Genomic DNA, 12,329 nt, shown 5'->3' on the forward strand with positions numbered 1-12,329 from the left:
GCAGCAAGCCCCGTCCCCCAAGGATTAGAGGGTCAGGGTGAGGCGTTTGACCAGCGCACCCGGGAGTAGATTGGAAGCGGTGTTGCGCTGGCCGTAGGTGCTCGGCGACAACAGCAATTCCCGCTCTGCCGTGAGCGCTTCCAGCTGCGAGCCGAGCAGGCTGTAGACGCTGTCATCAAAGCGCATGGTGCTGACCGGCGCCTTGATTTCGCCGTTCTCCACCCAGAACGTGGCGAAGCGCGTCATACCGGTGAGGCGCGCCGCCGGCAGGTCGGAGTAGTTCAGGTACCACAGGTTGCTGATGTACAGCCCGGTGCCCAGTTGCTTGAGGATATCGGCCTGGGCGAGCGTGCCCGCCGCCATCTGCAGGGCGCTGGGGGATTCATCACTGCTGGCGCCGTTGGCGGGCAGGCCATATTCGGCGGCGCTGCGCGAGTTCACCAACTGGTCGCAGGCAGCACCGGCCTTGATCAACGTGACATCACTGCGCGGGTAACCCTCGGTGGAAAACGCCTGGCTCAGCGAGCCACTGATCTGCTCGGTGACGGTCACCAATGGGCTCAACGGCTGTTCACCGGCATAGAGCTTTTGCAGCGAGCTGCCTTTGCTGGCGATGGCCTGGGCCGAAAAACCGCCCCAGGTGATGATGCTGATGATTTCTTCCAGTGCCGCCGGTGCCAGGTAGGCGCGGTATTGCCCGGGCGGCAGCGGGTGCAGCGGGCGATCGAGGAACGCCAACTGCGCGCGCGCCTGCTGCAGGCGCGCGGCGAATTCGGCGCTGTCCCACGTGTGCCCGGCGTAGCTGGCTTTTACCGCTTCGCCGTTGGCGTGGAACAGGCTGAAGTCGAAGTTGAAACTATTGGCCTGATGCCAGCCGAACGCGCCGTTCGAACTGGCAAAGCCACGGCTGATCGGGCCTGCGGCGTAGAAACCGACCAGGTCAACGTCGGCCGCGGCCTGGCTGATCTCCTCCAGCACGCGGGCCAGGTCCGGCAGCGGTCTCACGTGTTCATTGTGGCTTTGCCAAGGCTCCTGATTGAGCAGCAGGTAAGGATCCTGTGGCAGCAACGGCAAGGTCTCGCGCAACTGTTGCAGGCCATCGGCGAGGCGCTGGCGATCCAGTGCCGGCGAGCCGGCCAGAGTGATGCCGAGGTCGGCATGCCGGCCATCGCTGATCAGCTTGAGGTTCACGCTGGCCTGCTGCACATGCCCGGCCTGGCGTACCTCGGCGTGGTTGAATCGCACGAATTCGGACGACTCGGCCGCGTAGCCCAGGTGAAATTGTTCATTGTCGGTGACGGCTTGCTGGAGCCACTGCACCAATGCCTTGAAATCGTTCATCAGGCATCTCCCCCAAATACATCCACGTTGCTGAACACACAGGCCGGCGACGCATGGCCGACGCGGATCACCTGGTTGGGCTCGCCCTTGCCGCAGTTGGGCGTGCCCAATACCTGGAACGTGCTGGCGTCGCCCACCGCGCTGAGGTTGCGCCAGAACTGCGCGGAAATGGCCCGGTAGTTGGGGTTTTTCACCACGCCCTTGAGTTCGCCGTTTTCAATCAACTGGCCCCATTCGCAGCCGAACTGGAATTTGTTGCGCGCATCGTCGATGGACCAGGAGCGGTTGGTCGACATCAGAATGCCGTGCTCGATGGCGCCAATCATCTGCGCCAGGCTCTGGTCGCCGGCCTCGATGTTCAGGTTGGCCATGCGGTCGATGGGCGGGCGGTTCCAACCGCTGGCGCGGCTGTTGGCCACGCCTGGCAGGCCCGAGCGAAATTGCGACAAAGCGCCACCCAAAGGCTTGAGCAGCAGCCCTTCGCGGATCAGGAATTGTTTGCTGGCGCGGGTGCCGTCATCGTCATGGTGATAGCTGGCCAGCTGCTCGGGGATGTCCGGGTCGAAGGTCACGTTGAGCAGCGGCGAGCCGTATTGCAGGTGACCGAAGTCGCTGGCCTTGACGAAACTGGTGCCGGCGTAATTGCGCTCATCCCCCAGGATACGGTCGAGTTCCAGCGGGTGACCGATGGATTCGTGGATCTGCAGGATCATCTGGTCGGGCATCAACAGCAGGTCGCGCGGGCCCTGGGGGGTGTTCGGCGCGAGCAGCAGTTGCAGCGCCTGATCGGCGACGCGTGGCGCAGCGCCGATCAGGCCGAAGCGGCTGATCACATCGAAGCCGCCCTGCTGGCCGAAGTTGCTGCCGCCCAGGGTACGGGTCTGGCTGTCGTGGCCATCAAAGGCGGTGACGTTGACGCCGGGGAACACAAAGCGCTGGGCCTGGCGCAGCTCGGCGCCGGCACTGTTGAGGTAGATCTGCTCGACGTGGGTGAGGCCCAGGCTCACATCCCAGCTCACCAGGCGCTCGTCCCTGGGCACGGCGGCGGATTCATCGCCCAGCAATTGGTAGCAGTCGCTGAGGGACGGGAAGGCCTGCTCGAGATTGGGCGACAGGTAATCGGCCACGTCGCTGGACACCGGCTGCTGGTGCAGGTCGAGCAGGGCATGGGGCTTGATCTGGCGGGCTTGCTGTTCGGCGCGCTGGAGGGCGGCTTGCAGGCCGGCGAGGGAGATGTCGTTGGTCGCGGCGTAGGCCTGCACGCCGTTGAGACGCACGGTGAGCATGGCGCCTTCGTCGTGGCTGAGGTGCGGCGGTTCGGCGACGTTCTTGCGGACCGAGAGGTACTGGCCGGATTCGCGTACATAGCGCAGCGAGAAGAAGTCGGCGGTGGTGCGCAGGGCGTTGAAGTGCTGTTTGAGTGTGGCGTGGTGGTCGAACATGGGGCCTTCCTTGTGGGCGGCTCAGCGCGGGCAGGCGAACAGAGTAGGCCTGGGCTGGGGAGCTGATCAAGGAAAGGCAGTGCTTTGTGGCAGGTGCACCGTTGTGGCAAGCCCTGATGCCGTTCAGTTAAGGAAAATGTGTGGGCTTATTGTGGCGAGCGGGCTTGCCCCGCGTTGGGGTGCGAAGCGCCCCCCATCGAGCAAAACGCGGTGTACCTGATACGGCTCAGCGTCTGGTTTTGGGGCTGCTGCGCAGCCCAACGCAGGACAAGCCTGCTCGCCACAAGGGGTATCAGTTACTGCGCAATCTCACGCAGCGGTTTGCCGCGCACCGGCGCATCGCCCGCCACGTAGTAGTCGGCAGTGCTGCGTGGCAACGGCTGGCGGTTGCGGATCCTGTCGGCGATTTTCTCGGCGATCATGATCGTTGGCGCGTTCAGGTTGCCGGTGGTGATGATCGGCATGATCGACGCATCCACCACACGCAGGCCCTGCATGCCATGCACGCGGCCTTCGCCATCGACCACGGCCATCTCGTCGGTGCCCATCTTGCACGAGCATGAAGGGTGGTAGGCCGTTTCGGCGTGCTCGCGGATGAACGTGTCGAGCTGTTCATCGGTTTGCACCTCGATGCCCGGGCTGATTTCGCGGCCACGGTAAGGGTCCAGCGCCGGCTGCTGCATGATTTCGCGGGTCAGGCGGATGCCGTCGCGGAATTCTTCCCAGTCCTGCTCCGAGGCCATGTAGTTGAAGAGGATGCTCGGGTAGTCCCGTGGATTCTTCGACTTCACCTGCACACGGCCACGGCTTGGCGAACGCATGGAGCCCATGTGCGCCTGAAAACCGTGCTCCTGCACACCCTTGCTGCCGTTGTAATTGATCGCCACCGGCAGGAAGTGGTACTGGATGTTCGGCCATTCGAATTCCGGACGCGAACGGATGAAGCCGCCGGCTTCGAACTGGTTGCTGGCGCCGATGCCGGTGCCGTTGAACAGCCACTCGGCACCGATGGCCGGCTGGTTGTACCAGAGCAGCGACGGGTACAGCGACACCGGTTGGGTGCACGCGTATTGCAGGTACAGCTCAAGGTGGTCCTGCAGGTTTTCGCCGACACCGGGCAGGTCGTGGACCACCGGGATGTCGAGGCTCTCCAGCAGTTTGGCCGGGCCGACGCCGGAGCGTTGCAGCAGTTGCGGCGAAGCGATTGCGCCGCTGCAGACCAATACTTCTTTACGGGCACGGGCTTCAACGCGTTCTTCGGCGGCACCGATCAGGTAACGCACGCCCACTGCACGTTTGCCTTCGAACAGCACCTTGTCGGTGAGGGCGTGGGTGACGATGGTCAGGGTCGAACGCTTCTTGGCGGTGTCCAGGTAACCGCGCGCAGTGCTGGCGCGACGGCCGTTGGGCGTGACGGTGCGGTCCATCGGGCCGAAGCCTTCCTGCTGGTAGCCGTTCAGGTCTTCGGTACGCGGGTAACCGGCCTGCACGCCGGCTTCGACCATGGCGCTGAACAGCGGGTTATTCCCGGCCTTGGGCGTGGTCACACTGACCGGGCCGTCGCCGCCGTGCCAGTCATTCGGGCCGATGTCGCGGGTTTCGGCCTTGCGGAAGTACGGCAGGCAGTCGAGGTAAGTCCAGTCTTCCAGGCCCGGCAATTTGGCCCAGTTGTCATAGTCCATTGCGTTGCCACGGATGTAGCACATGCCGTTGATCAGCGAGGAACCGCCCAGACCCTTGCCGCGACCGCATTCCATCCGGCGCCCGTTCATGTGTGGCTCGGGATCGGTCTCGTAGGCCCAGTTGTAGCGGCGGCCTTGCAGTGGGAACGCCAGGGCGGCGGGCATCTGGGTGCGGAAATCCAGACGATAGTCGGGGCCGCCGGCTTCCAGCAGCAGAACGGTGACGCCTTCGTCTTCGGTCAGACGGGTCGCCAGGGTGTTACCGGCCGAGCCGGCACCCACAATGATGTAGTCGTATTCTTGGGACATTGGATGCACCCTCGTAAAATTGGGTTCGGCTGCTTTTGTGGCGAGGGGGCTTGCCCCCCGTTCGACTGCGCAGCAGTCGCAAAATCAGCGCTGGAGTTCTATCTGAAAAGACTGTGCCGGGCTGGAATGGGGCTGCTTCGCAGCCCAGCGCGGGGCAAGCCCGCTCGCCACAGGGGGGGCATTGCCCCCGGTTTTAGAACACCGAGGCGTAGTCGCCCAGCTCAACCTGTACCGATTTGATGCGGGTGAAGTTGTTCAGCGAGCTGATCCCGTTCTCGCGGCCCACACCCGATTGCTTGTAGCCGCCCACCGGCATCTTCGCGTCGGACTCGCCCCAGGCGTTGATCCAGCAGATGCCCGCTTCGAGTTGATGAATCACGCGGTGGGCGCGGTTCAGGTCCTTGGTCACAAGTCCAGCAGCCAGGCCGAAGTCGGTGTCGTTGGCGCGGCGGATCACTTCTTCTTCAGTCTCGTAGGTGAGCAGGCTCATTACCGGGCCGAAGATTTCTTCACGCACGATCACCATGTCGTCGGTGCAATCGCTGAACACAGTCGGGGCGACGTAGGCGCCTTTGGCCAGGTCGCCTTCGGTCATGCGCTCACCGCCGCACAGCAGGCGTGCGCCTTGCTCTTTGCCCTTGGCGATGTAGCCGAGCACGCTTTCCATGTGGGCGAAGCTGACCAGCGGGCCGAAGTTGGTGTTTTCGTCCTGCGGGTCGCCGACGCGAATGCGCGCCACACGCTCAAGGATCTTGGCTTCGAACGCCGATTGCAGCTGCTTGGGCACGAACACGCGGGTGCCGTTGGTGCACACCTGGCCGGAGCTGTAGAAGTTGGCCATCATTGCGATGTCGGCGGCGCGGTCCAGGTCGGCGTCTTCGAACACGATCAGCGGCGACTTGCCGCCCAGTTCCATGGTCACTTCCTTGAGCGATGAGCTGGAAGCGCTGGCCATCACCTTCTTGCCGGTGTCGGTGCCGCCGGTGAACGAGACTTTCTCGATGCGCGGGTGCTCGGTGAGCCAGGTGCCGACTTCGCGGCCGCTGCCGGTGAGTACGTTGAACACGCCTGCCGGTACGCCGGCTTCGGTGTAGATCTCGGCCAGTTTCAGGGTGGTCAGCGAGGTGACTTCGCTGGGCTTGAAGATCATCGCGTTGCCGGCGGCCAGGGCCGGTGCGGATTTCCACAGGGCGATCTGGATCGGGTAGTTCCACGCGCCGATACCGGCCACCACGCCCAGCGGTTCGCGGCGGGTGTAGACGAACGAGGTGTCGCGCAGCGGAATCTGCTCGCCTTCGATGGCCGGCACCAGGCCTGCGTAGTACTCCAGCACGTCGGCGCCGGTGACGACGTCGACGAATTGGGTTTCGGAAAAGGCTTTACCGGTGTCCAGGGTTTCCAGGGCGGCCAGCTCGTCGTTGCGCTCGCGCAGGATATCGACGGCGCGACGCAGGATGCGCGAACGCTCCATGGCGGTCATCGCGGCCCAGATTTTCTGGCCTTTTTCGGCGCTGACCACGGCACGCTCGACGTCATCGAAGGTGGCGCGTTGCACGTGGGCGAGAACTTCACCGTTAGCCGGGTTGATGGCTTCAAAGGTGGCATCGCTGCCAGCGTCGCTGTAGCCGCCGTCAATGTAGAGTTTTTGCGTTTCGAAACGGGCCATAAAGTCCTCGCATGTGCATTAATGGGTTGGCGCGTTTGGCAGTTGAGCGCGTGTTGGTGCGCTAGCTCGCCTGCTTGGCCAATTGGAAGTCCATGTATTCGTCAGCGATCCGCTGCGCCTGCGCCGTGTCGAAAGCGTCTCCCGAGAGGGCGCCGCGCAACCACAAACCGTCGATCAGGGCCGCCAGGCCGCGGGCTGCGCTGCGTGCTTCGGGCAGCGGCAGCACACGGCGGAACTGGCAGCACAGGTTGGAATACAGGCGGTGATCGTTGATCCGCTGCAACCTGTGCAATGACGGGTGGTGCATGCTGGCGGCCCAGAAGGCCAGCCAGGTTTTCATTGCCGGGCCACTGACCTGGCTGGCGTCGAAGTTGCCGCCGATGATCACCTGCAGGTGTGCACGGGGGCTGTCGTCTTCCAACGCCTGTCGGCGCTCCTGGACGCGCTCGATCAGCACGTTCATCAGGTAACGCATGGTTGCCGCGATCAGGCCGTTCTTGTCCTGAAAGTAGTGGCTGATGATGCCGTTCGACACCCCGGCCAGACGCGCGATCAGCGCAATGCTGGCGTCTGCCATGCCGACCTGGTCGATGGCCGTCAATGTGGCCTCGATCAACTGCTGGCGGCGTATGGGTTGCATACCGACCTTGGGCATGTTTCACCTCTTCCTTAGGCCGCTGATGGGCCAAATGCGGCCATCGGCTTGAGGGGCAGTCTATTTTGTTTTGATTGAACGTTCAATCAATAAAAAATCACAGACTGGAATCGGCGCAAAAAAATGTGGGAGGGGGCTTGCTCCCGATGGCAGGCTGCCAGCCACACCCTCTGTGGCTGATACACCGCTATCGGGAGCAAGCCCCCTCCCACAGGTTGTTGTGCAGTGTCTGTCAGCCCAGGTTTTTGCCCAGCAGGGCGTGGTACAGCTCACTGTCTCCGAGGATGCCTACCACCTTGTGGTTGTCATGCAACACCAGCTTGTTGCCGGTCTGGTAGCGAATCTGCAACGCATCGCGCATGCCGATATTGGAATCCACCAGCGTCGGTACCCGCTCCAGGCTTTCCACGGCCTGGCCCGGCGCCCAGTTCTGCAGATTCATGACCACGCCGTTCTGCCGCGCGCCCTGGATGGTATTGCCTTCGGCCAGGTCCAGCCACGAGTCGCCGCCCGGGTCCAGGCACACAGAGCCGTTGACGCGCGTGCAGTTGTCCAGCGTGCGCATCAGGCTGCGGCCGCACAGCACGTTCAGCGGGTTGGTGTGCGCGACGAAGGTGCGCACGTAGTCATCGGCCGGGTTCAGCACGATCTCTTCGGGCACGCTGTACTGGATGATCTTGCCGTCCTTCATGATCGCGATGCGGCTGCCCAGTTTGAGCGCCTCATCCAGGTCGTGGCTGACGAACACGATGGTCTTGTTCAGCTTGCGCTGCAGTTCCAGCAGTTCATCCTGCAGGCCCTGGCGGATCAGCGGGTCGAGGGCGGAGAAAGGTTCGTCCATCAGCAGGATGTCGGCGTCCATCGCCAGCGCACGGGCCAGGCCCACACGTTGCTGCATGCCGCCCGACAGCTCGTCCGGCTTCTTGTTGCGCCATTGCGTCAGGCCCACCAGCTCGAGTTTTTCATCCACCAGCTTGCGGCGCTCTTTCTCCGGGCGACCCTGCATTTCCAGACCAAAGCTGATGTTTTCGCGCACCGTCAGCCAGGGCATCAGGGCGAACTTCTGGAACACCATGGCAATGCGCTGGGTGCGCATCATCTTAAGCTCCGCGGGTGTGCACGAGGCGATATCGATCTGGCGGCCTTCATGCTCGACGAACAACTGGCCACGGCTCACGGTGTTGAGGCCGTTGATGCAGCGCAGCAGGCTCGACTTGCCGGAGCCCGACAGGCCCATCAGCACGCAGATTTCGCCTTTCTGGATATCCAGGCTGGCGTTTTCCACGCCGACGATCTGCCCGGTTTTTTTCAGAATCTCGTTACGGCTCATGCCCTGGTCCAGCAGCTTGAGCGCTTCGCGTGGGTCCTTGGAGAAGATCACGTCGACCTTGTCGAATCGGATAATGCTCATGCATCACCCCCTGCTTTGGCTTCGGGTTGTTTGCAGATGCGGTCGAGCATGATGGCCAGCAACACGATCGCCAGGCCCGCTTCAAAGCCCAGGGCGATATCGGCGGTGTTCAGTGCGTTGACCACCGGTTTGCCGAGGCCGTCGGCGCCCACCAGCGCGGCGATCACCACCATCGACAACGACAGCATGATGCATTGGGTAATACCGGCGGCAATGCTCGGCATGGCGTGGGGCAGTTCAATGCGCGAGAGCAACTGACGGCGCGAGCAGCCGAAGGCCTTGCCGGCGTCCATCAACTCTTGCGGTACATCGCGGATGCCCAGGTAGGTCAGCCGGATGGGCGCGGCAATCGCGAACACCACCGTGGAGATCAGGCCAGGCACCACACCCAGCCCGAAAAGGGTCAGGGTAGGGATGAGGTAGACGAAGGTCGGTACGGTCTGCATCAGATCGAGTACCGGCCGCATCATGGTGTAGAACATCGGCTTGTGCGCGGCAACAATGCCCAGCGGCACGCCGATGACCACGCAGACCAGGGTGGCGAACAGCACCTGCGCGAGGGTTTCCATGGTTTCCTGCCAGTACCCCAGGTTGAGGATCAGCAGGAAGGAGACGATGACGAAGACAGTCAGTCCCCATTTGCGTTGAATGAAGTGAGCCAGCAGCGCAATCAGACCGATCAATGCCAGTGGATTGAACCAGGTCAGCGCGAACGTCACGCCGTGGATCATCGTTTCCAGTGTCGATGCGATTGCGTCGAAGTAGTTGGCACCGTGTTCGGTCAACCATTCGACGAAGGCAGCGATGTACTGGCCTAGTGGGATTTTCTGTTCAGTCAGCATGGTAGTGAATGTCCACATGCGAAGGGGAAAACATCCCGGGCCAGCGCACCGGCCCGGGGTCAGCGGGGGTTATTTGGCGAGGTAAGCTTTAACGGCGTCGAGCCCGGGTTTGCCGTCGACGGTGGTGACACCGGCGAGCCAGGTATCGAGGACTTGCGGGTTGGCTTTCAGCCAGGCCTTGGCGGCGGCGTCGGGCTTCTGTTTGTCGTCCAGGACCTTGCCCATCAGGGTGCTTTCCATGTCGAGGCTGAACACCAGGTTTTTCAGCAACTGGCCCACGTTGCTGCATTCCTGGGTGTAGCCCTTGCGGGTGTTGGTGTAGATGGTGGCCTGGCCGTAGTTGGGGCCGAATGAATCATCCCCCCCGGTCAGGTATTTCATTTTGAAGCGGGTGTTCATCGGGTGCGGTTCCCAGCCAAGGAACACGATGGCCTTGTCGCGCCGGGCAGCGCGCTCCACCTGCGAAAGCATCCCGGCTTCGCTGGACTCGACGACTTTGAAACCGGCGGTCTTGAGGCCGAAGGCGTCTTTGTCGATCAAGGTCTGGATGGTGCGGTTGCCGTCGTTGCCAGGCTCGATGCCGTAGATCTTGCCGTCCAGCTCGTCCTTGAATTTGGCGATATCGGCGAAGTCTTTCAGGCCCTTGTTGTACAGCGCTTCCGGCACGGCCAGGGTGTACTTGGCGTTCTCCAGGTTGGCGCGTACGGTTTCCACGGTGCCGGCATCACGGTACTGCTTGATGTCGTTTTCCATGGTCGGCATCCAGTTGCCGAGGAAGATGTCCATGTTCTTGCCGTCGGCCAGCGACTTGTAGGTCACAGGTACCGAAATCATCGTGGTGCGCGGCTTGTAGCCCAGGCCCTTGAGGATTTCGCTGGTGGTCGCGGTGGTGACGGTAATGTCGGTCCAGCCGACATCGGAGAAGTTGACGGTCTTGCACTGTTCCGGTTCTGCAGCGTGAGTCATGACGGGCAGACTCAGCATGGCGGCCAACAACAACGAGGGTGAAGCTTTCATAGGGCTAGACTCCTGTGTTTTTTCTGGCGGCAATCGCCGCGCTTTATAGGTGTTGCGGTTGGAGCGTGCGATGCAGCTCTGGCACGGTGCCTTGCAAACGAGTCGGGACTGATCATGTACCAGTGAAAATCTGACGCCTACAGGGGGCGTCGTATCCAGTACAGGGAGGGTCGTATCCAGTATTGGTGACGTCGCTTACAGATTTTTCCCAAGGCAAAACCGCAGTTTTCAGCCTTGCGCACCGCAAAAAACGGCCAAAACAGGCGATTGCACGCAGGCGACGCTGGTGAGCATGGTTGCGTCGGTGTGAGACGCCGTGACGGCGGACAAAAGCCTGATGATGCCGCCATCTGGGCGATCTGAGCGTAGCAGCTCCCGGGTGTCCGATTTGTGTCCACCGAGGAGTTTCACGTTAATGGCTATCAGCGTTTTCGACCTGTTCAAGATCGGCATCGGGCCTTCGAGTTCTCACACCGTCGGCCCCATGCGCGCCGCGGCGTTGTTCGTTCAGACACTGCGTGAACGTGACCTGTTGGAACAGGTTTGCCGCGTCGAAGTTCAGCTGTACGGGTCATTGTCGGCCACCGGCATCGGTCACGGCAGCGACACCGCCACCATCATGGGCCTGATGGGCGAGTGGCCGGACGCGATTGATCCGTCGCAGATCGGCATCCGCATCAGCACCCTGCGCGAAACCGACACGCTGCTGCTCGACGGGCGTTTGCCGGTGCCCTTCGTGTGGGCGCGGGACATGCGCCTGCTCGACGAAAACCTGCCGTTTCACCCCAATGCTATGACCCTGGTGGTGTTTGACCAGCACGGCGAATTGCACCGCGACACCTACTACTCGGTGGGTGGCGGCTTTGTGGTGGACGAGGCCCAGGCGCAAAGCGGGGTGGCCGACATGGACCGCACCGAGCTGCCCTATGATTTTTCCAGCGCGGCCGAGTTGTTGCAGTTATGCAAGACCCACAACCTGCGCGTCGCCGAACTGATGCTGGCCAACGAAAAGGTGTGGCGCTCCGAAGAGGAAATCCGCAGCGGCCTGATGAAGCTCTGGCGCGCCATGCAGGATTGCGTGGAGCAGGGCCTCAAGCATGAAGGCATCCTCCCCGGCGGGCTGAATGTGCGGCGCCGTGCGGCCAGGTTGCACCGCAGCCTGCAAGAGCTGGGCAAACCGAATGTGATCGGCTCGACCCTGAGCGCCATGGAGTGGGTCAACCTGTTCGCCCTGGCGGTCAACGAAGAGAACGCCGCCGGCGGGCGCATGGTCACCGCCCCCACCAACGGCGCGGCAGGGATCATTCCGGCAGTGCTGCACTACTTCATGAAATTCAGCGAAGACGTCACCGAAGCCAACGTGGTCGACTACATGCTCGGCGCTGCGGCGGTGGGGATTCTGTGCAAGAAGAACGCGTCGATCTCCGGCGCCGAAGTCGGCTGCCAGGGCGAGGTGGGTTCTGCGTGCGCCATGGCCGCCGCCGGGCTGGCGGAGATTCTTGGCGCGACCCCGGAGCAACTGTGCAACGCCGCCGAAATCGGCCTGGAGCATAACCTTGGTCTGACCTGCGATCCGGTGGGTGGCCTGGTGCAAGTGCCGTGCATCGAGCGCAATGCGATTGCCGCAGTGAAAGCGATCAACGCCGCGCAAATGGCCCTGCGTGGCGATGGGCAGCACTTTATCTCCCTGGACCGGGTGATCCGCACCATGCGTGATACCGGCGCGGACATGCATGACAAGTACAAGGAAACGTCGCGCGGTGGCTTGGCGGTCAGCGCGGTTGAGTGCTGAGACCGAGTTGCCTGCATCGGGAGCAAGCCCCTCCCACATTTTGAATTGTGAATACCTTCAAATGTGTGAGGGGGCTTGTTCCCGATAGCGGTGGTTCAAACAAAGCTGCTCATAAAGTGAACACCCGGCCCCAAAAGCGCCACCTTTTAGCGCGTCGCAAATAGATAAGTAG

At 62.3% G+C, this 12,329-nt stretch carries 9 protein-coding genes; 1 reads left to right on the forward strand and 8 read right to left on the reverse strand.

Going from position 1 to position 12,329, the window contains the following annotated elements; all coding sequences use genetic code 11:
- Nucleotides 1-24: 24 nt before the first annotated feature.
- From LUB09_RS19885 to LUB09_RS19920, 8 genes are all read right to left on the reverse strand, one after another.
- Nucleotides 25-1,341, reverse strand: a complete 1,317-nt coding sequence (locus tag LUB09_RS19885) for a TldD/PmbA family protein (protein WP_231423501.1) — start codon at nt 1,339-1,341, stop codon at nt 25-27.
- Complete coding sequence (locus tag LUB09_RS19890; RefSeq protein WP_231423502.1) at nt 1,341-2,783, reverse strand: TldD/PmbA family protein; 1,443 nt, start codon at nt 2,781-2,783, stop codon at nt 1,341-1,343. The genes LUB09_RS19885 and LUB09_RS19890 overlap by 1 nt, the downstream gene beginning before the upstream one ends.
- Before the next feature lie 296 nt (nt 2,784-3,079).
- On the reverse strand, nt 3,080-4,774 hold the full coding sequence (betA, locus tag LUB09_RS19895; RefSeq protein ID WP_209985752.1) for a choline dehydrogenase: 1,695 nt from the start codon (nt 4,772-4,774) through the stop codon (nt 3,080-3,082).
- Between the two features lie 193 nt (nt 4,775-4,967).
- The gene (gene betB / locus LUB09_RS19900) at nt 4,968-6,440 is read right to left on the reverse strand and encodes a betaine-aldehyde dehydrogenase (protein WP_209985748.1); all 1,473 of its coding nucleotides are present in this window, start codon (nt 6,438-6,440) and stop codon (nt 4,968-4,970) included.
- A gap of 61 nt (nt 6,441-6,501) precedes the next feature.
- On the reverse strand, nt 6,502-7,095 hold the full coding sequence (gene betI, locus LUB09_RS19905; RefSeq protein ID WP_209985746.1) for a transcriptional regulator BetI: 594 nt from the start codon (nt 7,093-7,095) through the stop codon (nt 6,502-6,504).
- Between the two features lie 232 nt (nt 7,096-7,327).
- On the reverse strand, nt 7,328-8,506 hold the full coding sequence (gene choV, locus LUB09_RS19910) for a choline ABC transporter ATP-binding protein (RefSeq protein ID WP_209985743.1): 1,179 nt from the start codon (nt 8,504-8,506) through the stop codon (nt 7,328-7,330).
- Complete coding sequence (gene choW, locus LUB09_RS19915; RefSeq protein WP_015373144.1) at nt 8,503-9,348, reverse strand: choline ABC transporter permease subunit; 846 nt, start codon at nt 9,346-9,348, stop codon at nt 8,503-8,505. Before choW ends, choV begins: the two co-directional genes overlap by 4 nt.
- 69 nt (nt 9,349-9,417) lie before the next feature.
- Nucleotides 9,418-10,365: a choline ABC transporter substrate-binding protein gene (locus LUB09_RS19920; protein WP_060548166.1), complete on the reverse strand. Its 948-nt coding sequence runs from the start codon at nt 10,363-10,365 to the stop codon at nt 9,418-9,420.
- Nucleotides 10,366-10,780: 415 nt separating this feature from the next.
- On the opposite strand from LUB09_RS19920, the gene LUB09_RS19925 reads away from it, so the two are divergent.
- A complete protein-coding gene (locus LUB09_RS19925) occupies nt 10,781-12,157 on the forward strand; it encodes an L-serine ammonia-lyase (protein WP_209985740.1) in 1,377 nt (458 codons plus the stop codon).
- Nucleotides 12,158-12,329: the final 172 nt, after the last annotated feature.

Source organism: Pseudomonas sp. Leaf59 (assembly GCF_920984685.1).
Lineage (GTDB): Bacteria > Pseudomonadota > Gammaproteobacteria > Pseudomonadales > Pseudomonadaceae > Aquipseudomonas.